Source organism: Photobacterium proteolyticum, from assembly GCF_001939735.1.
Classification (GTDB): domain Bacteria; phylum Pseudomonadota; class Gammaproteobacteria; order Enterobacterales; family Vibrionaceae; genus Photobacterium; species Photobacterium proteolyticum.
Window position 1 is genome coordinate 76,417 of the sequence record NZ_MJIL01000088.1, and the last position, 23,101, is coordinate 99,517.

Sequence of the window (23,101 nt, forward strand, 5' to 3'; positions counted from 1 at the left end):
ACTAATGAACTCAAAACCCCGTCAGTATGATGACGGGGATTTTTTTAAACCATCACTAGACGACCGGTCTAATTAGAAGCTATAGACAGGTCATATAAATTGAAATTCAAAAGGAATGTACGATGACAGATGCGCAAAAGACCAACTCACGTATTGTGTTAGCCTCCCGACCAGTCGGTGCCCCTACTCCGGAAAACTTCCGTTTGGAAGACATTGAAAGACCCGTTCCGGCAGAGGGCGAAGTATTGCTACGCAGTGTATACCTCTCGCTGGATCCCTACATGCGCGGGCGTATGAACGATGCCAAATCCTATGCCGATCCTGTTGCCGTTGATGATGTCATGGTCGGTGCAACGGTGTGTCAGGTTGTCGAGTCAAACAACCCTGAGTTTGAAATCGGCGAGTGGGTGCTTGCCTACACCGGTTGGCAGAGTTACGGCATTTCTGATGGCGAAGGTCTGCTTAAACTAGGGAAACAACCGACCGCCCCATCCTACGCATTAGGCGTATTAGGTATGCCTGGCTTTACAGCCTATATGGGCTTGCTTGATATCGGCCAGCCAAAGCCAGGTGACACACTGGTAGTCGCTGCGGCAACCGGCCCGGTAGGTGCTACAGTTGGCCAGATCGGCAAAATTAAAGGTTGTCGGGTGATCGGGGTAGCCGGTGGCGAAGAGAAATGCCGCTATGCCAAAGAGGTGTTGGGCTTCGACGAGTGTATCGATCACAAGGCGGCGGATTTCGAACAACAGCTGCAGGCAACCTGTGACAAAGGCATCGATGTCTATTTCGAAAATGTCGGCGGCAAGGTCTTTGACGCGGTGCTGCCATTGCTCAACACTGGTGCCCGCGTGCCGGTCTGTGGCTTGATCTCCCAGTACAACGCAACTTCGCTGCCAGATGGTCCGGACCGTCTCTCGATGCTGATGGGCACACTGCTGATCAAGCGGATCAAGATGCAAGGATTCATCATTTTTGATGACTACGCACACCGCTACAACGAGTTCGCTCAGGACATGACCCAGTGGCTTGCCGAAGGCAAAATCCAGTACCGGGAGCATTTGGTAGAAGGGCTTGATAAGGCACCGGAAGCCTTTATCGGCCTTCTGGAAGGCAAGAACTTCGGCAAACTGGTGATCCAGGTTAACCAGCCACTATAAGCACGAAAAGGAAGCCAACCATGATTACACTGCATCACCTTAATAAATCGCGCTCTAAGCGTATTATCTGGCTGCTGGAAGAGCTAGGGCTTGACTACAAAGTTGTGCCATACCAGCGCGATAGCGTGACGTTTCTGGCACCGCCGGAGCTGAAAGCGATTCACCCTCTGGGCAAATCGCCGGTCATTGAAGATGACGGTATGGTGATTGCCGAATCCGGGGCTATCACTGAATACCTCATCGACAAGCATGCTGCCGGACTATTGTCACCACAGAAAGGAACGAAGGAATATATCGAGTACTCGCAATGGATGCACTTTGCCGAGAGCTCTGCCATTCTCCCTTTATTGCTGAAACTGTTCGTCGACAAAGATGGTTGTGAAACCAACTTCCTCGCCGGTTATGCCGATGCCGAAATCGCCAAGGTCATCAGCTATATTGACCAGTCACTCGAGGGAAAACGCTACCTGGTGGCCGACAAACTCACCGGGGCAGACATTATGATGTCCTTTATTGTCGAGATATTGGCGAACAACAACACACTGGATAGCTTCCCCAACATTGCCGCTTACGCCAAGCAGCTCAGTACTCATGCCGCTTTTCGCAAAGCGGATGACATAGAGGCCAGTCACTAACAACAGAGCGGCCCCGAGTCATTCCGGGGCCGCTATTTATTTGAGCTAGTTTAACGTTCCTTGCAAACCCCCGGCACCTATCACTCCACAATCCTGTCTCACTCGCAAATCCTCCTTTTTAAGGCATAAGCCGAAACGTAAATATTCTTATGTCTGCATATTCTTTCTTCAGCTTATAGCCCAGCATTCTATAGACAAATCAATCACTAACCTTTTGTTAATATTCTAATTTATCAGGAGACAAACATGATAAAGGAACTTAAGCTCACCCTTGCTCTGTTGTCTGTTTTATTCAGTGCTTTATTCAGTACTATCTACAGTCACTATGCCCTTGCGGCGAAAACAGAACTGCCGGCCCTGAACGCCCACCCCGACGCGACCTCTATCTCCGGACTGTCTTCCGGTGCCTTCATGGCAGCCCAGTTTCACGTCGCCTATTCCGAAGAATTGGTCGGGGCCGGAATTGTTGCCGGGGGGCCGTGGAACTGTGCCGGCAACAATCCCTTTAGCAACCCGTTCATCACCCCGATCCTGACCGCTACCACGACCTGTATGAATCCCTGCAAAGGCAGTATTGTCGGTTGTCCGTCCATGATGTATCCGAACAGTGGTTTTCTGGTCGATCTTGCCAAGCAAACCGCCCGTATCGGCAAAATCGATCCTGTCGACAACCTGAAAGATGACAAAGTTTATATCTTCTCGGGCGCCAGTGACGAAACCGTCGTCACCGGTGTGGTCGATACCACGGCGGAGTTTTACCAGAAACTCGGCGTCGGTGATGACCAGATCCTCTACAACAACCGCGTGGATGCAGGCCATGCCTTTATCACCACAGATCAAAATGATACCCCGTGTAGCAAAACGCAATCACCGTATATCAACGACTGCGACATTCCACAGGCCCAGCGTATTCTCAAGCATATCTATGGCGCTCAGAAACCTGCGGCCAAAACGTTAACCGGCGAGCTGATTGAGTTTGATCAGAGTGCCTTCTTTAACGATCCGCTGACGAGCATGAACGAGACAGCCTTTGTCTATGTGCCGGAAAACTGCCAGACAGAGCAATGTAAAGTTCACGTTGCCGTGCATGGTTGTGAGCAGGGAGTGTCAGTGATCGGGACCACCTATGTAAAAGAAACCGGGTATCTGGAAGCGGCCGATACCAACAGTACGATTGTGCTCTTCCCACAGGTAAAACAATCATCGCTAAATCCCATGAACCCGAAAGGGTGCTGGGATTTCTGGGGCTACAGTACCAATAACTTGCCACCGTATAACTACTACAGCAAAGAAGCACCACAGATGGTTGCCATCAATAAAATGATTGCCCGCCTGACCAGTCAGCCGGTGAAACTGACTCAGAACTAACCGCCTTCACCAAGCCTTGAAACCATGCCCAAACAGTGTCGAGGATCCGGACGGGACATGCCGATAAAAAAGCTCTGAGCCAATACTCAGAGCCTTATTGATATCGTGAGCGCTAGATAAATGTTACCGGCGCAGGATTAAGCCGATGTCAACTGTACATCGAGCATCTCAACAGGGAATGTTTCGCTTGGTTCGACAAGTTCGTTCTGCGCCAGAACGGTTTGCAGCTCCCATTCATTCTGTTGCTGCGTGCGTTTAAGCACCCCGTAGCAGGCATCATGGCAATGCTGGAAGGCCTCGCTTGGCGATTTGCCTTTCAGCAAACCGGCGGTAAAGACGGCAGAAATCAGATCGCCCACACCGACAGGTTGCAGCTCAAACGGCAGATGGGGACGCTGGGCAAGAAAACAGCCTTCGCGGGTAGCCAGCATCATGCTGAATTTATTGTCAGAAATGCAATACAGGTGCTTAACAAGCACAGCCTTAGGCCCTTTTCCCAATGCAATATAGCAAGCTGCTACAGCATCAGAAAGGGTGTTGATTTCCATCTGCGCGAACTGGCTGAGCTCGAACTGATTTGGCACGATGACATCGGCGATAGGCATAAGGTCATTGACCAGATGCTCCGCAATACCGGGAGCCACAATACATCCTTTATCCGGCGCGCCCATCACTGGATCGCAAACATAAATCGCAGACGGGTTTTGAGCCTTCACTTTTTCGACAGTTCGGATCACCGCCTCGCACTGTTCAGCACTCCCTTGATAACCGGTAAGAATCGCCTCACAACGCGATAGTGCATCAATATTATCGAGGCCTTGAACCAGCTCATCGAGAGCTGATGCCGAAAAGGCACGTCCAGTCCAACCTTGTTTATATTGAGTATGGTTGGAAAACTGAACAGTATGAATTGGCCATACTTCAAATCCCATTCTTTGCATCGGAAATACCGCCGAGCTATTGCCTGCATGCCCGTATGCCACATGAGATTGAATAGATAAAATGCCGCGCATAATGTTTTCCTTTCTAAATACCGAAGTGCCTCAAGAAACTCGTCGCGGCGAGCGTGGAGATAGCTCAGGTATTACTTATTTTAGAAACAATCCAAACTGTGTTTCCCAGGAAAAGAGAATGAACAACACAATTTGGCAGTATTTTATTTTTGTTAATGGCAGTTAAAGGTAATTGTCATTAGTTTTCAGCTCGCAATTCATATCGAAATTACATATTGAATAGCGCTGATACGGCCTAGAATTTATCATACATTTAAACATCATGATAGCGGCCAGAAAGAGTGGTTTGTGGGTATAAACGATAGGTTTAAACTATAAGTGAATAGTGAATATTTCCGATAAAGATTGGCTATCTTTCTCTGCACAGGCAACATCCAAATAAGATAACCAATCCCAAGAGGGTAATAACGACTACTGTTTTCTTAGCCAATAAACGCCGGAAGAATACCCAACATCGCCATAAAGTGGAATACCGCAGTTAATACCCCGAAGCCTATCACCAAGGCAATCATTACCTGGCCACCCGGAGCCCTAAATCCTTTGCGACCATTTGCCAATGTTCTCGACTTTCTGACCAGCAGAGCCGGAATAATACAGGTCCACACCGTTGCGGCAGCGCCGGCATAACCGATGGCTATCACAAAACCAAACGGGAACAGCAGTGACATAACCAATGGTGGCAGAAAGGTCACCGCCCAGGTTTTTGCACGACCTTGTCTGGTGTCTTCGAACTTGAACAGATCAGCCAGATAGTCAAACACCCCGAGCCCAACCCCGATAAATGAAGACAGAATGGCCGCCATCGAGAAAGCATTGATCGCATTCGCTACTTTTTCGGACTCAATCACAGAGCCCAGCGCGGTCAGCAAGGCATCGACATTACCGCCCTGCTCAATCACCGGGCCAAACTGGTTTCTTGGCAAGTTGCCAAAAATGCTGAACAGCCACAGGAAGTACAGGCCAAGTGCAATCGTGGTGCCGCCCAGAATCGCTTTTTTGGCTTTGCTCTCATCCCCATAATAGGCACGCATTGAAGAAACCGAGTGGTGATAACCAAAGGATGTCAGCGCAACAGGCAGCATAGCCATTGCGTAAGGTGCATAGTTTGCTTTTTCATTGATGGAATCAAACAGTACGGACATATCAACCTTAACAGCCAACCCTGACACACCGAACGCGAAGCTTAAGACCATAAAGATAATTAATAAAACAGAGATGCGGTCTACTGCCCGTGTTGAATGCCACACAAAAGCCGAAAACACCAGAACAAACAATACTGAACTGATTTTACTGTCGATGCCCAACACATCCTGAAGGATAAGGCCGGAAGAGGTGATATAGGCATAAAGCAATATCCCACCGACAAAATACACCATCAGGTTATTGAACATGTTGGCCTTATCGCCAAGCATGTCTTTCGTTACCGTGTTGAACGACACCTTTAAGTCGTAATGTTTAAAGGCCTCCAGCAACATCCATCCCGACACCGTCATGACGACCATTGTCAATGTGATCGCCAGCACGGACCAGATTGTCCATGCCCCTGCGCCGGCACTGGGCAAACCGAGCATTCCGGCCCCGACGCAAACACTGGCGATAATGCATGCCCCGCCAATTAACGACGGATGCTTTTCCTTCACTGTATCATTTACCACTAACGACGGACTTTTATCCATAATTCAGTCACTCTTCTAATTTCACGTTATTGGAACCATGAACCTAAACTGTTTTTTTGAGTATGTGTTTAGGAAAAGAGCGCCCGTCGGGGCGCTCTTTTAAGGTTGTTATGCTTCTTCAAGTACCTTGACTTCCGGCGTCTTCACTGCCGGCTTCACAGGCTCAACTTCCTTAAGCCGAGCCGTAAAGTGGCGAAGTACCGGAGGCTCGTAGGTAAACTCCAGTCCTTTCACGTTCGCCGCGTTCTTCTTCACTTCTTCAAAGGCCTCAATGATGAAATCCATGTGCGTCTGGGTGTAAGTCGCACGGGGGATAGTCAGACGAAGCAACTCAGCCGGACACGGGTGTTGCTTCCCTGTCGCAGGATCACGACCCAGCAGTAATGAGCCGATTTCAACCGCTCGGATCCCCGCCACTTTATAAAGCTCGCAAGCCAGCGCATGTGCCGGGAACTGCTCGGCAGGAATATGTGGCAACAGCTTGCCCGCATCGACAAACGCAGCGTGACCGCCAGCTTGCTGACAAACAATACCCAATGCCTCCAGGCCGTCGACAAGATACTGAACCTGACCGATACGGTAGGCCAACCACTCCTGACGCATACCGTCATAGAGGCCAACAGCAAGGCGTTCCATCGCACCACCTTCCAGGCCGCCGTAGGTTGGGAACCCTTCCTGCACCACACATAGCGTCCGGCATTCGGTGTACACGTCCATCATGGATTCATCTTTAAAGCAAAGCAGGCCGCCCATCTGGACCATGGCATCTTTCTTGGCCGACATCGCAAGGCCGTCAGCATATTTATAACTCTCGTGGGTGATCTCTTCGATCGTCCAGTCCTGGTAACCCGGCTCACGCTGCTGAATAAAGTAAGCATTCTCCGCATAACGGGCAGAATCCATGATCACCGGAATGTCATACTTACGGGCAATGCCATACACGGCTTTCAGGTTCGCGATAGAAACCGGCTGACCACCTGCTGAGTTACAGGTGATGGTGCTAACGATATAAGGCACGTTGGCCGGACCCGCCTCGAGGATCGCCTCTTCTAGCTTGACCAGATCAAAATTGCCCTTGAAGTCTGCGTTGACTGCAGTATCAAACGCTTCTTCCGTGTAGACATTCTTCGCCACACAGCAGTTCACCTGGGTGTGCCCCTGGGTGGTATCAAAGAAGTAGTTTGACAAGGCAACCATCTTGCTGCGATCAAGCCCTTTCTCGGCCTCACGTTTTTTGATCAGAACCGGAATATAGATTTGCTCGGCACCACGGCCCTGGTGGGTCGGGATCGTTAGCTCATAGCCAAAGATATCTTTCACCGCATCTGCCAGTGCATGGTAGCTGCGACTACCGCTGTAAGCTTCGTCACCTCGCAACATGGCCGCCTGCATATCTTGGGTAATGGCACCGGTTCCGCTGTCGGTCAACAGGTCAATAAACACATCTTCACTATCTAGCAAGAACGGGTTCATACCCGCTTTTAATACGGCCTCTTCACGATAGGCACGGGTTGTACGTTTGACAGGCTCAATAACACGAATGCGAAATGGTTCAGGTAGGTGTTTAAAGTTTTCCATAATAATGCCTTTAATCATGTCGGGTGCTTAATCGCACCTTTTAGAAATGGTGTATATATAGTCAGATGCTTTGAAACCCATCTAACGTGCTAATCTCAAAACGAACGAAGATACGTTAAATAAATAACGAACATCAGAATAATGATTTAGTTTTAAATAATAGAAACGGCAGCGCTCTATTATTTACGATATAGATATTGACTGTATCGGGAAGAAGTCAGAAAGCTTACAGTCTTCAACATACCATGGCGTCAGCAATGGCTGTGATGATACTTTCAATTTAGGGCACACATTCATATTATGCTCTCACATGAAAATACAATTTAATTATCAGACAAATAAATTAAATGCATTAACACTATTAATTCAAATCACCCTTACTCACCATAAAGTGACATGGGTAAAAAATATTAAGTGCTAATGTTCGGCGTAATAACACCGGAAGGACTTACTCAGAAGAAAGACGGAAAGAGAGCTTATGATCTACGTTATACCAGGCCGATAATATCGGCTGAGAGGAGGATTGCAATTTGAGGTACACGTCCATCTTATGTTCCTATCTGAAAAAGCAATATTCAAAATTGATGCTGTCATCATCCTATAGTTAATTTGATAAATATATATTGACGATCAATAAGTGTGATCGGAGCAAATAAAAATTCACCCATTTTATTCACAACACAGATGCACGATGAATAAGATAATTGCACCATAATTCATATCAAATACTTATAACTGCAATAAAACCGTCATAAGTCATTGATTTACTATCGCCGTATTTAAAAATCAGGACTTTAAAATGAAACACATAGTTAAACCACTCATTTTTGCAGCGGCAACCTCTACGTTCTCCTTTTCGGCATCGTCGGCAGAAATCAAAAACGTCATCCTAATGATTGGTGATGGTATGGGGCCACAACAAGTCGGCTTATTGGAAACCTACGCCAACAATGCACCTCACTCTATCTACAAGGGGGAAACTACAGCCCTCTATAAACTTGCCCAAGAGGGTGTAATCGGCTCGTCACTGACCCATCCGGAAGACGCGATCGTGGTCGACTCTGCATGTTCGGCAACGATGCTGGCCACCGGCATCTACACAGGATCGGAAGTGATAGGCATCGATGCCAACGGCAACTATGTCGAAACCGTGCTTGAAAAAGCCAAGCGCGCCGGCAAGGCCACGGGACTCATTTCCGACACCCGTCTGACGCATGCAACCCCCGCCGCCTTTGCCGCCCACCAGCCACACCGTTCGCTGGAAAATGACATCGCTTCTGACATGCTTGAAACTGGCGTCGATGTCATGTTATCTGGCGGTTTGCGCCACTGGATTCCTAAATCGACGAATGACAAAGGTACCGTCTATAAAGAGCTGGAAACCCTTACCCAGGGAGACGTCAAGCTGAAATCCAAACGCAAAGACGACCGAAACCTGCTTACCGAAGCCAAAAATGACGGTTACAGCCTCGCCTTCAACAAGGAGATGCTCGAAGCCGCCCAGGGCGACAAACTACTGGGGCTCTTCGCCTACTCAGGTATGAATGACGGCGTTGCCTACACCAACTCGAAAAATGATCCAGACCGTACCCAGCCAACCCTGAAAGAGATGACGGAAAAGGCCCTTGCCTTGCTATCCAAAGACAAGGACGGTTTCTTCCTCATGGTTGAAGGCGGGCAGATAGACTGGGCTGGCCACAGCAACGATGCCGGCACCATGCTGCATGAAATGATCAAGTTTGACGAGGCTGTGGGCTCCGCATACGAGTGGGCCAAAGATCGTGACGATACACTTATCATCGTCACCGCCGATCATGAAACCGGATCATTCGGCTTTAGCTACTCATCAAACGAGCTCCCGGCACCAGAGAAACGTTCGGGCGAAGCCTTCCAGAAACGCGATTACGCCCCTAATTTCAACTTCGGTCAATTTGAAATTCTGGATGGCCTTTATGATCAGAAGCTCAGCTACGCCGCTATGCTGGGCGAGTTTGACAAACTAGAACCATCGCAGCAAACGGCAGAGAAACTGGCTAATATCGTCAACACCAACAGCAGCTTCCCGATCACCACGGCACAGGCTGCTAACGTCCTGGCCACCAAGCCAAACCCGTACTTCAAAGACAATCACAAGTACCTCAAGCTGAAGGACGTCCCGGCTATCAAAGACTTTGATGCTTTCTTCCCGTACAACGACCGTGGCAACTTGCTGGCTCGCGAACAGGCAACCGCCCAAAATACCGTTTGGGGCACAGGTACCCATACCCACACGCCAGTCAACGTTTTTGCCTGGGGACCGCTGAAAGAGATAGTTCCGGTGTCTAAAATCATGCATCACTCGGAGCTGGGCGAGTACATTAAAGGCCTGGTGAATTAAACGCACCGAAACATCCTACCCGCTTTGTACAAACAGCCTTGGCCAACTGCCGAGGCTATTTTCTATTCAGCGCCAGCGTACTTCAGATCAGAGATTCACTCCCAACCAACGAGTTGTAAATCAAAGCAACATCACCTTCTTCCATAATTTTTGCATATTTCCTGCACATTGCTCTCATAGACTACCCACCAGGTAAAGACGTTCAACATGGATATCATGCCACCTCACTCACATAGAGAAGCCATTATGATCTTTCACTCTGCAACTCAGCAGCCTGCCATTGCCCCTGCTATGACACCTTCCATAGCCCCTTTCATAACCAGACAGTTCGTCGCCTGCGTGGCAGTAAGCTCAATGCTTGCCTTACCCGGTTGTGACAGCTCCTCATCCGAAAGCGCTTCAACAGCAGCCAACTCGGCTGACAGCACTGCCAGCGGCTATAAAATCGTAGATACAAACCAAACGGATTGCTACAGCTCATCAACCGGCCTCGTCACCCCCTGCAGTGGCCAGGGACATGACGGCGATTACGACGGCAATCAGCCAAGTTACACAGTCAGTTCAGACGAACTGACTGTCACAGACAACGTCACAGGCCTTATCTGGCAACAAAGCTCCGATTTAAACAGTGACGGGGCGGTGAACTATGCCGATAAGCTCACGCAGAGTGATGCTGTTACTTACTGTGACGACCTTAGCCTTGCGGGGCAACAAGACTGGCGCCTGCCTAGCATCAAAGAAGCCTATTCCCTGCTCTTGTTCAGTGGAAAGGATCCCAGTTCATATACGGGCTCTGACACCTCGAGCCTTATTCCTTTCATCGACAGTACCTTCGACTGGGCTTTCGGTGACACCACCACAGCCGATGGGATTAACGCCGGAGACCGGATTATCGATGCTCAGTATGCCTCTTCCACTCTCTACCTGAGTACGACAATGAACGGCGATCCGACCATGTTCGGGGTTAACTATGTTGACGGCCGTATCAAAGGTTACCCAACGCATATCAAGAAATTTTATGTACGCTGCGTAACAGGCAACACCGAGTACGGGGTAAATGCATTTGTCGACAACGGTGACGAAACCGTGAGTGACAACGCGACGGGCTTAATGTGGCAACAAAATGACAGCGAAGCTACCGACTGGGACGATGCAATCTTTCAGTGCGAGACGGCAACAACCGCCTCTCATTCAGATTGGCGCTTACCCAATGCCAAAGAGCTACAGAGTATCCTGGACTACACGCGTACACCGGATACCGACGGTGAGGCAGCGATAGATCCAATATTCAACGCTTCTTCATTCGTGAATGAAGAAAACATCACCGACTGGGGATATTACTGGAGCTCAACCACACATGTAGACAACGATGAAAATGGCAGCAATGCCGCTTATGTCTCTTTTGGGCGGGCTCTCGGTTACATAAGCAGCAACATTCTTGATGTGCATGGCGCGGGGGCTCAGCGCAGCAACGACAAGCTCGACGTATCTACCGAGCCCGGCGCACAATCGGCAACCGGTTCAAATGGCACCTTTTATTACAAAGGACCGCAGGGTGATATTTTAAGAGCGAGCAACAAGGTAAGGTGCGTTCGAAATCTTTCCTAACGCCATCGCAACAAGGGCAACCAGGGCTGAACGAAGTCAATAAACGCCGAGATCCGCCGGTCACCAACAAAAACGGCCCCGAGCACTTGCTCGGGGCCGTTTTTGTTCCGTCTTTCCCTGTGTTCCAAGCAGGGAGCCAACCAAGCCCTTGGGAAACTTGGCTGGCTATAGTCTATTAAGCGTGCAGTAACGCCATAGATTCTTTCGCGATAACCCACTCTTCGTTAGTCGGGATTACCATTGCAACTGGTGTATTTGGCTGAGTAATAATGCCACTGTTACCGAAGCGAGCAGCTGCGTTTGCTTCTTCGTCTTCGCGGTAACCGAAGATCTTCAGGTTCTCTAGGATCTTGCTACGGATTGGCTGAGAGTTCTCACCAATACCGGCGGTGAAGATGATGCCGTCCAGCTCATCCAGTGCCACCATGTAAGAACCGATGTACTTAGCCACACGGTAAGTGAAGATTTCAAATGCCAGGGTTGCGCCCTCGTGGCCATTTTCCATCGCCTCGATAATACCGCGGCAATCGCTTGTCAGGCCAGATACACCTAGCAGGCCTGATTTTGAGTTCAGCTCTTTGAAAACATCTTCCTGAGCCCAGCCTTTCTTCAGCAGGAACTCAATGATACTTGGGTCAAGGTCACCACAGCGTGTACCCATCATCAGGCCGGCCAGCGGAGTAAAGCCCATGCTGGTATCGACACTCTTACCGTCTTTGATTGCACAAACCGATGCACCGTTACCCAGGTGAACAGAGATAAAGTTGCTCTCTTCGATTGGCTTGTTGATCATCTTGGCGGCTTCACGGCTGACGAAGTAGTGACTCGTACCGTGGAAACCGTAGCGGCGGATGCCGTATTCCTTGTATAACTTCTGAGAGATAGCACCTGTGTACGCGCGGGCTGGCATTGTCTGGTGGAATGCCGTATCAAATACCGCGTACTGAGCCAGTGCCGGGAAAGCCTTCATTGCAGCTCGCATACCGATAACATGAGCAGGGTTATGAAGTGGTGCCAGATCGCTTAGCTTCTCGATCTCTTCCAGAACGCTATCGTCAACTTTTACTGTCTTGGTAAACTTCTCACCGCCATGGACAACTCGGTGACCAACAGCAACGATATCCTGCTTAATACCTTGCTCTTCAAGCAGGGTTACGATGCGATCGACAGCCTGCTGGTGGTGGTTACCTGAATCGTTCAGTTTGTATTCGTGCTTCTCACCGTTGATCTTCCAGCTAACGTTGGCTTCAGGCAGGCCGAAGCACTCACCCAAGCCACTCAGGGTTGCTTCACCGCTAACGGTATCGATTAGGGCAAATTTTAGCGAAGAACTACCGGAGTTGATTACAAGAACTAGAGAATTGCTCATGGTTATCTCATCAGAATAATTAGGGCCTAAGGACAAGTTGTTGTCCCGTCACACGTCTTTTTCTAGACTGCAGAGGAAAATGTGTGGAGCAGCATTTTCTCAGCATTATATGTTTTAATAACATTATTCAATTTTTTTTGAATAACTCAACTTTTGTTTTCAAAAAAATCAAAAAAAGTTAAAAATCGCTGGTCCAGATCAAGTTTATAGCAACGAAAACGTTTAACCTTGGGCAAAAATCACCCAGCAGCTAAATTTTTGTTGAATATTTCCCGAATATTTTTCAACCCTGAATAGCGCCCCTCAGTCAAAATTGATATGCATTGTGATGAATCCCGTTCAACTTAGATCGCAGCAAGGCGTTTCGGCCTTCCCTCAGCGGGTTTCCACTGCCGCCATTTATTCTGCTGAAACCACTGACTCAGAAACGTCATCAGATTATGGATACGCGGATTGACATTCACGTCTCGATGGCAGATCAGCCACCAGTTGAACGGTTGTAATGCAACTTCCGGAAACAGCCGCACCAAATCCGGGTATTTTTCAGCTATCGCCAACAAGGTAACGGCAACGCCAGCTCTGGCGTTGAGCAGCTCAACCTGCATTCTCTGACTGTCGGTACGGAAGCTGAAGTGTGATTTACTCAAAGTTCGACCAATCCGGTCGGCTTCGCGGAGATAAAAGTTATTGCAATCATCGCCAATGATTTGATGGGTACCGGCATGTAACTCCTGGAGCGAACCTGGCTTGCCATACTCTTTCAGGTAATCGCGATGAGCAAAAAAGCCCAGCCTCCCTTCAAAGAGATGACTTACCACAAGATCCGGTTGCTCGGGCTTTTCTACAGATACCAATAAATCAGCATCACGCTTATTAAGGTTCACCCCTTGATCAGAAATCAGTATCTCGACTTCGATAGACGGAAACTGACGGTTAAATGCTCTAATCGCATCGGGCAAAAAATAGTATGCCACCACCTCGCTCACAGCCAGCCGGACATGACCATCAATATGTTCGGAGGTTGCATTGACCTGCCTGGCAAAACTCTCGGCTCCCCTGGCGGTCGCCTTGGCAGAGTCGAGCAAGCCGGCTCCGACCTCGGTGACTTTAAGCCCGCTGCAGGAGCGATCAAAGAGATTGACGCCGACCTTCTCTTCCAGCGCCAAAATATAGCGACTCACTGTTGGCTGAGACACCCCGAGCACCTGCGCCGCCGCCGACATGCTTCCCTCTTCGACAACAGCCAAAAATATCCGAATACTGTCCCACTCCATGCTATTCATATTCGTATACCTACTATTCCTATCTGTGTATTTACTATAGCCACAATAAGAACCAAACCGCATAACAGTATATTGATATGAATCGCATGATTGAGGTTAACTATGAGAAAAGCCTTAGTTTTCGGAGCCTGTCAGGAGATGGGCAATAACCTCTGCCGAACGCTGATCAACAATGACTGGGACGTCATCGGTATTATTCGTGACGACTCTGCCCACGTACCGATACTCAGCCAGCTGACTTTGGCCGAGATGAATAGCGATGATCTTGACTTCCTGTATCAGATAGCAAAAGACGTTGATACCGTCTTTGTTCACCTGCCTGAATCAGCGGCTGCCAGAAAAGAACTCATATTCTCGATAGAACAAATTATCGCGCTCTCAGAGCAGCTTCACCTCCGGTTAGTGATCACCACCAATAAATATGACGTCCAACAGCCCTTGTTTCCTTCCCTTGCCTTCTGGAAAAAAACAAACCCATTACTGTCCGCCTGCCCAAACGACTGAAAAACCGCTTACGGCAAGCGAGCTTTAACGGAGCCAAAGTTCTGGTGATCTGCTGCGGACACAGCCTGAGCTGCGCACTGCATCATGGCTATCTGGGGATGCTGATAAAAGAAACGCAGCAAAAAGTGATCATCCAATCCCCCAGCAATCAAAGACTCTGTCACTATTGGACATTCTTACCCGATCTTGCAGACAATATTGCCCACCTCCTCTCTCACGAGCAGTGTGAGCAACCGGATTTGAATATTGTCTACTACCCCGGGCACAAAGCCAGTATCAATGATATTGCCCGCTGCCTGGCGCTCAGCAGCGGTAAACCGGTATCGATCATCCAACTATCCTGGACCATCCTTGAATTCATAGCCTTTTTCTCACCGCTATTTCGCCGGTTCCTCAAAACCCGGGAGCTTTGGCAACACGGCGGCAAGCCACCAGCCTACTCAATGCCGCTCCATACACCATCAAGCTTTATCCATACGCCACTGGAGCTGGCTCTGCAAAGAAGTTGGCGAAGCGTCTCTAACTATGCCTAGTTTCTAACTGTCTTCGCCTAATATTCTTCAATTAAGTATCTATAAACTAACAGGGGCCCTCACGGGGCCCCACTTAGAATTGATATTCAAACAAGAGGAGTAATGAACACTTACCGTTCAAACTGGCGGTAACGGTCGAACAAACCTTCAATATCATTGCTGCACATCAAATCCATATTCTGTTTCAGAAGATCCAATGGCCAGTCCCACCATTTCATCTCCCGCAGCATGATAATCTGTTCCTCGTTAAAGCGCTTCTTAACAACCTGGCCGGGATTGCCTACCACCACGGCATAGGGTTCAATGTCTTTGGTTACCACAGCCCGGGCACCAATAACCGCCCCGTCGCCGATATTGACACCTGGCATAATGACGCATTCGGATCCAATCCATACATCATTGCCTATCACCGTATCCCCGGATCGCTCGAAGCCTGACTTGACCTTGTCACCAAACTGGCTGACATCAAAGGGAAACGAAGACACCCAGTCATGGCGGTGCCCCTGATTACCGGCCAGCATAAAGGTCGCCCCCGAGGCTATCGAGCAGTATTTGCCAATAATGAGCCGGTCTACCTCACCGAAAATACCGGATTCCCATACGGCCCGGCTGGAATGATCCCCCAACAGGTAGCGTACGCACTGATCCTCAAAATGTTTGTCATGATAATAACCAGAATAATAGGTATGCGCCCCGACAGAAATATTCGGATTATCGATATGTTCTCGCACCTCATAGCCGCCAAGCCATGAAGGAAATATGGATGATGACATAGCCACCCCTTTTTATTATGTATAGCCGTCTAATCACACTACGAAAAATGGCGTAAAATGTTGTCCTTCTTTTATCAACCATTTTCGAGCCCTGCAAAATGCTAACAGAACAACTTTTTTCAGCTTACCTCGGTGAACTGTACGGCATTGCCTTTTTTACTGCTTTCGCTGAAAAGTATAGCGATGATAAGCATATCAACAAATGGCAAAAGCTGATCCTTGTCGAACAGGTCACTGCCCGCCACCTTAAAACCGGGCTGGAAAAACTCGGCATCAGCTGCCCCGACAACAGCCCGGAAATGGAACAAAAAGGTGCCCATGACGCTCAAAAATGGCTATCACTGGAATGGCCCGCTCTAGTCGATACCATGGCATCCTGGGTCGAACCCTATGCGCTGAAGTATCGTCATCAGGCCCAACAGGCACGACAGCATTCTGAACTATTTCAACTAGTACAAGAACATGAAGATGCCATCTTGGCATTTCTACAAGGTGAGCAAAGTGAAAAAACGAACAGTCAGGCCGCGCTGGATAGCTTCCTTTCCCGCTACCACCACCACGACAATCAATAGCGAGTTTCTGCCTGCTGCAGCCAATGGATAGGTATATCTGCATTTCTAGGCAGAATAAGGGACAAATCTCATAACTTACAAAAAAACGTCATTAACCGCGATTGAGATAGCAAAACATTAATATGCGCATTGTAGAACTACAGACGGTGTATTAACAATGAGATGTCAGCTGCATAAGAGTGGAGTGCGTTTTATGGATAAAACCAGCAACACGGCAACAAGAAGAGCAACTGGTATACGCTGCGTCATTTTTGATTGCGATGGCACCCTGGTAGACAGCGAGATACTCTGCAATCAGGCCTTGGTGAATATATTCAACCGACTGGGTGCCAATCTCAGTATCGAAGAGTGCCTACGCCATTTCCAAGGCGGTAAAATGGTCGATATTCTCACCGATACAAGGGAGCGTGCCGGTATCAAGACCCGTATCGATGATCTCGAACCCATGTACAGGAAAGAGTGCCGACGGCTTTTCGAACAGGGACTTACGCCAATCCAAGGCGTGCCTGAGCTGCTCGACACCTTATCGAGCATGGGATTCGATATGTGTATTGCCTCAAATGCGCCTATCAGCAAGATCGAACACACTTTAAGCCTGACCGGGCTACTACCCTATTTCGAAGGTAAGTTATTTAGCGGCTTTCAGGCTAACAGCTGGAAGCCTGAGCCGGATATTCTCCACTTCGCCGCCATGCACATGGGCGTGATGCTAAAAGAGTGCGTATTCGTTGATGATACCCCGAAGGGTGTGCAGGCCGGGATCAACGCCGGTATCCGTACCTTTCATTTTGCCGCGACACCCCACTCGGTCAAGATTAAACACCCGAGAGTGACCACCATCACGGCGATGCCGCAGCTGCTTGATTACCTTGAGGAAGATTTGTCACCAGTATCATGATGACGACTTCTTCGACTCCGCCGTAAAACTGTCCCAGGAGGTGGCCCAGTTTTGCTGTTGGTACTCCTTGGTCGCTGTTTCATTATTAGTCTCAGGTATCAAGCCGCTGTCGTCTGCTCCTTCGCTTTTCTCTGCGTCTGTGCTAACGCCGTTTTCAATGTCGCGAAATTCGCTGTCCCGCCCCGGTGAGGCGACCGAAGACAAATCCATCTCCACCTCGCCATCCCTGCTGGCAATCGCCTCAGCCTGTGCCGTATCTCCAGCCAGCTCCCCGCTGGCCAGCGATGCCAGAACATCCTCGTCAGGCCGGTAGCTACTTCGAGCGTATACCCGGTCCATCAGATCAATTACCCGGTGGCGTGCAACTGGCTGGCGTTTAAGCAACCGATAGACAGAATTGGCAACGCTCTGGGCCGCCAGGATAGACTCTATTCCAACATACTGCGCCGCTTCATCACGTTCGGTCTTGGCCGTTTTATGGCCAAAGGCGTTGGCAATCGAAAACCACACATAAGCGATAGCCGCATCATTGGCATCTGAGCCCAAGTGCATCTTCGCGGCCAAAAACTGTGCTTCACTGCTGCCCATTTCGGCCGCTCTTTCCAACCAGTAAATGGCCCGATCGCGATCCTTGACCACCCCGACTCCACTCTGATAACAAAATGCGGTCTTGATGCAGCCCTTAACCTCATCGGTCAGCGCCGCCCGCACCCGCCAGCCGAATGCAACCAGAGGATCTTTGTGCTGGTTTATTTCAGCCACATACCAGTCACCGAGAAAAAGCTGCGCCTCCACATGCCCCTGCTCAGCCGCCGCGGTGATTTTGTCAACCCCCGACTCTGTATCAATCTCGGTGCCATAGCCGGATACCAGATAATACCCCAGTTGGTACAGAGCTTCTGGTTCTTTGCGTTTGGCCAGCACGACTTGCTGCCAGTATTTCGACTTCGCCTCGCCATCAGAGTCGGACCGATCTAACCGACATAGGCGGGCCAGTGCATTCTGGGCAATATCATTGTCTAAGGCCGCAGCCTTCTGGTACCAGAATATCGCCTGACTGATACTGGTGAGCTCAAACTCCTTTGCCAGCGACAGCTGGCTTGAAACGTGCCCGGTCTGCGCCTTGAAGACTTTGTCCTCGTGCTCTGCCACTTTGGCCTTTTCCAGGACCCGCTGATATTTTTGATCTTTGAGCACTTTCTCCTGCACTCTAACGCGCTGCGATTTCACCGCGGAAAAATAGCGGACAATCACCCAAACCAGCACCACGCCGATCAAACTCAGACCGATTACCAGGTTTGACATAACCCCTCATACAACAGTTTTCTACACTCTATATAACGGCAGAATGCCGCATAACTAGAGCTATTATGCCAGAGTAATTAACCACACAAAAAACACTGTTTAAAAATAGAGAGATAAAGAAGAACTTCAAACTCAGATAGTGCCTTTATTCGATGCTACTTTGTACTTATACCATCGCCATTAACACATTAAGGATCATGGATGTTTCTCGATTACTTTGCACTGGGGATCTTGGTGTTTGTCGCCGTGTTTTTATTCTACGGCGTGATCGCAATCCATGATATCCCCTATGAAATTTCGAAAGAACGCAATCACCCTCACCAGGATGCCATTCATTATGCCGGTTGGGTCAGCTTGTTTACCCTCCACACCATCTGGCCGTTTCTGTGGCTCTGGGCCACGCTTTGGCGGGAAGATCGTGGCTGCGGACTCACAAAAATCCAGAACGAACAACTCTATATCGGTGCTTTTCGTCTCCCGCAGGGAACCAATGTCGAGATTGCCGTCTATTCTGACAGTTTCGAGCATGTATACGTCATGCGAAAAGTGCTGATCCGCATGAAGAGCTGGCAGAACTATCTCTTCCTTGATCATTGATCCGAGATTTGGACAACCATCACGGAATAGTTTTGTGTGATCAGGTTGTCTAACAGATATACAGCACGAGGGAAGCGACCATGTTATCTATTTTTGATATCTACAAAGTCGGGGTTGGTCCATCCAGCTCCCACACCAACGGTCCGATGCTGGCAGGGTTCGACTTTTGTCAGAAGATAGACACATTAATCAACACGATTGAACGTGTCCAGATCGACCTCTACGGTTCATTGTCACTGACCGGGAAAGGGCACCATACCGACCGCGCAACCATTCTCGGCCTGATGAACAATACCCCGGACAATATTGATATCGAACAAGCCAACGCAGCAATGGCAGAGGGCATCCAGGCCAACACACTCAACCTGGCCGGCAAGAAAACGCTCGGATTTAACCCCGAGACCGACATGCTGTTTCACGATAACAATCTACCGCTGCATGAAAACGGGATGACCATCAGTGCGTTTAATAATGCCGGCAAACAGCTCTTTATCGAAACCTACTATTCGATCGGCGGCGGCTTTATTGCCACGGCCGATGAGCTGCAAAACGGTAAAACCTCCGACACAGTCTCTGTGCCCTACCGTTTTCACTCTGCCGAAGATATTCTCAATACTGCAGAAAACGAAGGTCTGTGTATCGGTGCGATGATCCTCCGCAACGAGCTGGCCTTTCGCTCCCAGAAAGAGCTTGATGCCAAGGCCAAGCAAATCTGGACGGTCATGTCGGCCTGCATGCAACGAGGCTTCAAAACCGAGGGAGTACTGGAAGGTGGCCTTCATGTGGTGCGCCGCGCCCCGGCTTTGCTGAAAAAGCTCGAGGCCAACAAAGACATCGACAATGATCCGATGACCATCCTCGACTGGGTGAACCTGTTTGCCTTCGCCGTCAGTGAAGAAAATGCCGCTGGCGGTCAGGTGGTCACTTCACCGACCAACGGCGCAGCCGGGGTGATCCCGTCGGTGCTGATGTACTACAACAAATTCATCTGCCCGCTCGACACTCCGCAAATCAAAGACTTTCTCGCTGTCTCGGCCGCTATCGGCATGCTATACAAAATGAATGCATCCATTTCCGGTGCAGAGGTCGGTTGTCAGGGGGAAATCGGTGTCTCCTCGTCGATGGCAGCGGCTGGTCTGACGGCAATTCGCGGAGGCAGCAACGAGCAAATCTGCATGGCGGCAGAAATCGCCATGGAACATTCGCTGGGAATGACCTGCGATCCGATTGGCGGCCTGGTTCAAATCCCGTGTATCGAACGCAATGCGATGGGAGCGATCAAAGCCATCAATGCCTCGCGGATGGCCTTAAAGCGCAACAGCAAGTCGCTGGTCTCTCTCGATAAGGTTATCGAGACCATGTACCAGACGGGTAAAGACATGAACAAGAAGTACCGGGAGACCTCACTCGGCGGCCTGGCGATGATCCATCTCGCCCCACCCTGCGAGTAATTCAAGTAAATCGAATAATTAGAAAAGAAAAAGCCAGCCGCTTGATGGCGGCTGGCTTTGATGTTCGAAACTTGGTTTATCCGTTAGTCAAACTCAACCAGGTTCTTCTCGTAGTTCTCGTACTGCGCTTCCACTTCCTTCGATGCGCCGCCCGTCATAGAGCTGACCACAATGATAGAAATAGTCGCAAAGATAAATCCAGGTACGATTTCGTACATATCGAACAGGCCACCTGATAGCTGCTTCCAGATCACCACTGTAAGCGCACCTACAACAATACCTGCAAGCGCACCGTTGCGGTTCATGCCTTTCCAGAACAGGCTCAGTAGCAAGGCCGGACCGAATGCCGCACCAAAGCCAGCCCAGGCGTAAGACACCAGACCCAGTACCGTGCTGTCAGGGTTCATCGCCAGTACCAGCGCAACGATAGACAGTGCGATAACCGCCACGCGACCGACCATTACAATCTCTTCTGTCGATGCCTGCGGACGGAATACCTGCTTGTAGAAATCTTCTGCCAGTGCCGATGAAGACACCAGTAGCTGTGAGTCAGCCGTACTCATGATTGCCGCCAGGATCGCCGCCAGCAAGATACCGGCAATCACAGGGTGGAAGATAGAGTTAACCAGCAGCATGAAGATTTTCTCGCCATCGGCCAGTTCACCACCTAGCTGGTTATCGACAAACAGGATACCGACCAGACCAACCAGGATAGCACCCGTCATCGACAGGGCTGTCCATGCTACGGCGATACGGCGTGCCGTACCGATATCTTTATTAGAACGGGTTGCCTTGAAACGTGCCAGGATATGCGGCTGACCAAAGTAACCTAGCCCCCACGCGGCCAATGAGATAATGGCAATCGCCGATAGCGGCTCACCTTTCACATCGTTAAACAGCGTCATCAGCTCAGGGTTTTTCGCTTCCAGCGCCGTTGTCAGATCGCCAACACCACCACTCATTGCCGCAATCGGCACAATAAGCAAAGCCGCCGACATCAGCAGGCCCTGAACCAGGTCAGTCCATGACACAGCAAGGAAACCACCGAACAATGTATACGAAACGACACACACCGTACCGATAACTACAGCAACGGTATAGTCAAGGCCGAATACAGTTTCAAACAGCTTACCACCGGCAACCAAACCTGAACTGGTATAGAAAAGGAAGAACAGCAAGATAAAGAATGCTGAAATGGTTTGGATCAGTTTAGATTTATCGTCAAAACGGCGAGCCAGGAACTCGGGCAGAGTCAACGCATTATCAGTGGTAATACTGTAGGTACGCAGGCGCTTGGCACAAATCAGCCAGTTTAGCCAAGTACCGATAAGCAGGCCGCCAGCCAGCCATAGTGATTCCATCCCTGCGGCATAGGCATATCCCGGCAGACCCAGTAGCAACCAGCCACTCATATCAGATGCTCCGGCAGACAGTGCTGCAGGCCAAGGTCCCAGCGTACGGCCGCCAAGGAAATAGTCGGCGGAGTTAGCTGTTCGCTTGTAGGCAATGTAACCAATTGCCAGCATACCGATCAGATAAACGATAAACGTTCCTGTAATAGCAAAGCTATTTTCTATCATTGTTGAGTTCCCTCACTTAGAGCCCCTGTCCATAGCAGGGGCTTTTTGTTTATTGTGCTGAAAGATTTTCAGCTGAGCTGTTTAGAACAACTCGCGTTAGTGTTCTTCACCACTCCCCAATTCAAGCAACGTCGCGTTTCCGCCAACTGCTGTGATATTGATGGTCCGTGTCCTTTCGGTCACGAAACGCAGTGAGTACGTAGGGCTACCGATAACAGGCAGTGACTCGCAATCAGTCTCGCTGATCAGTTGAGCCAGCAGCCCGTCACGGGCAGCCAATTGGCGCGCCAGCGCCTGTGATGTTGATAGCTTTCCGGCGTACGCCACACCAGCAATTGCCGGGTGACTAACCAGATCAGCAAGCTGACCGCTATCAATTGCGGTGACAACACCGCGAGCACAGCCGCTTTTCTCCAGCTGTGCAGCCAGTTCACCCGCCGACAGCGCATAGTCAGACGGTAGGCAAACAAAAACCGTATTTCCGGTAACCAGTGCCGCCGCAATTTGGCCGACAACGGCAACCAGTGATGTCTCGACATCGGCAGTCACAATAAAGCTACCGCGACCGGCGCAATAAAGCTCGTTGGTCTCCCCCGTCGGCCCGGGCATCAGCAGTGTCTCTGCCACATGCTCGCTGGCATTTCGACACTGAAACGCCACCATCGCCCGTACGTCGGGGGCCAGCTCTTCTGCCCAGCGACCCAGGATCTGTGAGCGTGCCTCATAGCCCAAGCCGTTCCACCCTTCCCAGGCTGCTGAGCTGTTATCTACCATTGCTTGAATACTTGTCGTCATAGCTATTTCCCTCTCAACTCAGCGGC

Annotated in this window: 21 protein-coding genes; 11 read left to right on the forward strand and 10 right to left on the reverse strand. The window is 49.8% G+C overall.

The annotated features are described in order from the left end of the window. Positions 1-122: 122 nt before the first annotated feature. From BIT28_RS19635 to BIT28_RS19645, 3 genes are all read left to right on the forward strand, one after another. Positions 123-1,160: an NADP-dependent oxidoreductase gene (locus BIT28_RS19635; protein WP_075766644.1), complete on the forward strand. Its 1,038-nt coding sequence runs from the start codon at positions 123-125 to the stop codon at positions 1,158-1,160. Between the two features lie 20 nt (positions 1,161-1,180). Next, positions 1,181-1,795, forward strand: coding sequence for a glutathione S-transferase family protein (locus tag BIT28_RS19640; protein WP_075766645.1), 615 nt, complete (start codon positions 1,181-1,183; stop codon positions 1,793-1,795). A 246-nt stretch (positions 1,796-2,041) separates the two neighbouring features. After that, entirely contained in the window at positions 2,042-3,163 is a 1,122-nt protein-coding gene (locus tag BIT28_RS19645) for an extracellular catalytic domain type 2 short-chain-length polyhydroxyalkanoate depolymerase (protein WP_083651970.1), read from the forward strand. A gap of 137 nt (positions 3,164-3,300) precedes the next feature. Here BIT28_RS19645 and pdxY read toward each other — a convergent pair whose 3' ends face one another. The 4 genes from pdxY to tnaC form a co-directional block, all read right to left on the reverse strand. Next, positions 3,301-4,176: a pyridoxal kinase PdxY gene (gene pdxY, locus BIT28_RS19650; RefSeq protein ID WP_075766646.1), complete on the reverse strand. Its 876-nt coding sequence runs from the start codon at positions 4,174-4,176 to the stop codon at positions 3,301-3,303. A gap of 422 nt (positions 4,177-4,598) precedes the next feature. Next, entirely contained in the window at positions 4,599-5,852 is a 1,254-nt protein-coding gene (locus BIT28_RS19655) for an aromatic amino acid transporter (RefSeq protein ID WP_075766647.1), read from the reverse strand. Positions 5,853-5,960: 108 nt separating this feature from the next. Further along, on the reverse strand, positions 5,961-7,430 hold the full coding sequence (gene tnaA, locus BIT28_RS19660; RefSeq protein ID WP_075766695.1) for a tryptophanase: 1,470 nt from the start codon (positions 7,428-7,430) through the stop codon (positions 5,961-5,963). Between the two features lie 448 nt (positions 7,431-7,878). Then, on the reverse strand, positions 7,879-7,977 hold the full coding sequence (tnaC, locus tag BIT28_RS30405) for a tryptophanase leader peptide (RefSeq protein ID WP_075766648.1): 99 nt from the start codon (positions 7,975-7,977) through the stop codon (positions 7,879-7,881). 252 nt (positions 7,978-8,229) lie between these two features. On the opposite strand from tnaC, the gene BIT28_RS19670 reads away from it, so the two are divergent. Together BIT28_RS19670 and BIT28_RS19675 are read left to right on the forward strand one after the other, a co-directional pair. After that, a complete protein-coding gene (locus tag BIT28_RS19670; RefSeq protein WP_075766649.1) occupies positions 8,230-9,807 on the forward strand; it encodes an alkaline phosphatase in 1,578 nt (525 codons plus the stop codon). 246 nt (positions 9,808-10,053) lie between these two features. Next, a complete protein-coding gene (locus tag BIT28_RS19675) occupies positions 10,054-11,415 on the forward strand; it encodes an Lcl C-terminal domain-containing protein (protein ID WP_217696645.1) in 1,362 nt (453 codons plus the stop codon). A 175-nt stretch (positions 11,416-11,590) separates the two neighbouring features. Here BIT28_RS19675 and BIT28_RS19680 read toward each other — a convergent pair whose 3' ends face one another. After that, positions 11,591-12,784 (reverse strand): acetate/propionate family kinase, encoded by a 1,194-nt coding sequence (locus tag BIT28_RS19680; RefSeq protein WP_075766650.1) that lies wholly within the window; start codon positions 12,782-12,784, stop codon positions 11,591-11,593. A gap of 344 nt (positions 12,785-13,128) precedes the next feature. Then, positions 13,129-14,067 (reverse strand): LysR family transcriptional regulator, encoded by a 939-nt coding sequence (locus BIT28_RS19685; RefSeq protein WP_075766651.1) that lies wholly within the window; start codon positions 14,065-14,067, stop codon positions 13,129-13,131. Between the two features lie 102 nt (positions 14,068-14,169). Here BIT28_RS19685 and BIT28_RS30040 point away from each other — a divergent pair, with 102 nt between their 5' ends. Both BIT28_RS30040 and BIT28_RS30045 read left to right on the forward strand, forming a co-directional pair. Then, positions 14,170-14,571: an NAD-dependent epimerase/dehydratase family protein gene (locus tag BIT28_RS30040; RefSeq protein WP_245823789.1), complete on the forward strand. Its 402-nt coding sequence runs from the start codon at positions 14,170-14,172 to the stop codon at positions 14,569-14,571. A 98-nt stretch (positions 14,572-14,669) separates the two neighbouring features. Continuing rightward, positions 14,670-15,104 carry a Rossmann-fold NAD(P)-binding domain-containing protein gene (locus BIT28_RS30045; RefSeq protein WP_245823791.1) on the forward strand — a complete coding sequence of 145 codons (435 nt, stop codon included), beginning with the start codon at positions 14,670-14,672 and terminating at the stop codon, positions 15,102-15,104. A gap of 110 nt (positions 15,105-15,214) precedes the next feature. Here BIT28_RS30045 and BIT28_RS19695 read toward each other — a convergent pair whose 3' ends face one another. Next, positions 15,215-15,877, reverse strand: coding sequence for a CatB-related O-acetyltransferase (locus BIT28_RS19695; RefSeq protein WP_075766652.1), 663 nt, complete (start codon positions 15,875-15,877; stop codon positions 15,215-15,217). Between the two features lie 98 nt (positions 15,878-15,975). Between BIT28_RS19695 and BIT28_RS19700 the strand changes: the two genes are divergently transcribed. Together BIT28_RS19700 and yieH are read left to right on the forward strand one after the other, a co-directional pair. Beyond that, positions 15,976-16,449, forward strand: coding sequence for a hypothetical protein (locus BIT28_RS19700; RefSeq protein WP_075766653.1), 474 nt, complete (start codon positions 15,976-15,978; stop codon positions 16,447-16,449). Between the two features lie 193 nt (positions 16,450-16,642). After that, on the forward strand, positions 16,643-17,347 hold the full coding sequence (yieH, locus tag BIT28_RS19705; protein WP_075766654.1) for a 6-phosphogluconate phosphatase: 705 nt from the start codon (positions 16,643-16,645) through the stop codon (positions 17,345-17,347). On the opposite strand, the gene BIT28_RS19710 is transcribed toward yieH, so the two are convergent. Next, on the reverse strand, positions 17,342-18,652 hold the full coding sequence (locus BIT28_RS19710) for a tetratricopeptide repeat protein (protein WP_075766655.1): 1,311 nt from the start codon (positions 18,650-18,652) through the stop codon (positions 17,342-17,344). The genes yieH and BIT28_RS19710 overlap by 6 nt on opposite strands. Before the next feature lie 201 nt (positions 18,653-18,853). On the opposite strand from BIT28_RS19710, the gene BIT28_RS30295 reads away from it, so the two are divergent. Next, positions 18,854-19,249 (forward strand): DUF3302 domain-containing protein, encoded by a 396-nt coding sequence (locus tag BIT28_RS30295; RefSeq protein WP_083651971.1) that lies wholly within the window; start codon positions 18,854-18,856, stop codon positions 19,247-19,249. A gap of 80 nt (positions 19,250-19,329) precedes the next feature. After that, on the forward strand, positions 19,330-20,700 hold the full coding sequence (locus BIT28_RS19720; protein WP_075766656.1) for an L-serine ammonia-lyase: 1,371 nt from the start codon (positions 19,330-19,332) through the stop codon (positions 20,698-20,700). Positions 20,701-20,783: 83 nt separating this feature from the next. On the opposite strand, the gene putP is transcribed toward BIT28_RS19720, so the two are convergent. Continuing rightward, positions 20,784-22,280, reverse strand: coding sequence for a sodium/proline symporter PutP (gene putP / locus BIT28_RS19725; RefSeq protein ID WP_075766657.1), 1,497 nt, complete (start codon positions 22,278-22,280; stop codon positions 20,784-20,786). 96 nt (positions 22,281-22,376) lie between these two features. Continuing rightward, positions 22,377-23,075, reverse strand: a complete 699-nt coding sequence (locus BIT28_RS19730) for an aldehyde dehydrogenase family protein (protein WP_075766658.1) — start codon at positions 23,073-23,075, stop codon at positions 22,377-22,379. Positions 23,076-23,101: the final 26 nt, after the last annotated feature.

Excerpts from the sequence above, each read along its gene's own strand:
- BIT28_RS19635 (WP_075766644.1), top strand. The coding sequence starts at position 123 with ATGACAGATGCGCAAAAGACCAACTCACGTATTGTGTTAGCCTCCCGA.
- BIT28_RS19640 (WP_075766645.1), top strand. The coding sequence starts at position 1,181 with ATGATTACACTGCATCACCTTAATAAATCGCGCTCTAAGCGTATTATC.
- BIT28_RS19645 (WP_083651970.1), top strand. The coding sequence starts at position 2,042 with ATGATAAAGGAACTTAAGCTCACCCTTGCTCTGTTGTCTGTTTTATTC.
- pdxY (WP_075766646.1), bottom strand. The coding sequence starts at position 4,176 with ATGCGCGGCATTTTATCTATTCAATCTCATGTGGCATACGGGCATGCA.
- BIT28_RS19655 (WP_075766647.1), bottom strand. The coding sequence starts at position 5,852 with ATGGATAAAAGTCCGTCGTTAGTGGTAAATGATACAGTGAAGGAAAAG.
- tnaA (WP_075766695.1), bottom strand. The coding sequence starts at position 7,430 with ATGGAAAACTTTAAACACCTACCTGAACCATTTCGCATTCGTGTTATT.
- tnaC (WP_075766648.1), bottom strand. The coding sequence starts at position 7,977 with ATGGACGTGTACCTCAAATTGCAATCCTCCTCTCAGCCGATATTATCG.
- BIT28_RS19670 (WP_075766649.1), top strand. The coding sequence starts at position 8,230 with ATGAAACACATAGTTAAACCACTCATTTTTGCAGCGGCAACCTCTACG.
- BIT28_RS19675 (WP_217696645.1), top strand. The coding sequence starts at position 10,054 with ATGATCTTTCACTCTGCAACTCAGCAGCCTGCCATTGCCCCTGCTATG.
- BIT28_RS19680 (WP_075766650.1), bottom strand. The coding sequence starts at position 12,784 with ATGAGCAATTCTCTAGTTCTTGTAATCAACTCCGGTAGTTCTTCGCTA.
- BIT28_RS19685 (WP_075766651.1), bottom strand. The coding sequence starts at position 14,067 with ATGAATAGCATGGAGTGGGACAGTATTCGGATATTTTTGGCTGTTGTC.
- BIT28_RS30040 (WP_245823789.1), top strand. The coding sequence starts at position 14,170 with ATGAGAAAAGCCTTAGTTTTCGGAGCCTGTCAGGAGATGGGCAATAAC.
- BIT28_RS30045 (WP_245823791.1), top strand. The coding sequence starts at position 14,670 with ATGCTGATAAAAGAAACGCAGCAAAAAGTGATCATCCAATCCCCCAGC.
- BIT28_RS19695 (WP_075766652.1), bottom strand. The coding sequence starts at position 15,877 with ATGTCATCATCCATATTTCCTTCATGGCTTGGCGGCTATGAGGTGCGA.
- BIT28_RS19700 (WP_075766653.1), top strand. The coding sequence starts at position 15,976 with ATGCTAACAGAACAACTTTTTTCAGCTTACCTCGGTGAACTGTACGGC.
- yieH (WP_075766654.1), top strand. The coding sequence starts at position 16,643 with ATGGATAAAACCAGCAACACGGCAACAAGAAGAGCAACTGGTATACGC.
- BIT28_RS19710 (WP_075766655.1), bottom strand. The coding sequence starts at position 18,652 with ATGTCAAACCTGGTAATCGGTCTGAGTTTGATCGGCGTGGTGCTGGTT.
- BIT28_RS30295 (WP_083651971.1), top strand. The coding sequence starts at position 18,854 with ATGTTTCTCGATTACTTTGCACTGGGGATCTTGGTGTTTGTCGCCGTG.
- BIT28_RS19720 (WP_075766656.1), top strand. The coding sequence starts at position 19,330 with ATGTTATCTATTTTTGATATCTACAAAGTCGGGGTTGGTCCATCCAGC.
- putP (WP_075766657.1), bottom strand. The coding sequence starts at position 22,280 with ATGATAGAAAATAGCTTTGCTATTACAGGAACGTTTATCGTTTATCTG.
- BIT28_RS19730 (WP_075766658.1), bottom strand. The coding sequence starts at position 23,075 with ATGACGACAAGTATTCAAGCAATGGTAGATAACAGCTCAGCAGCCTGG.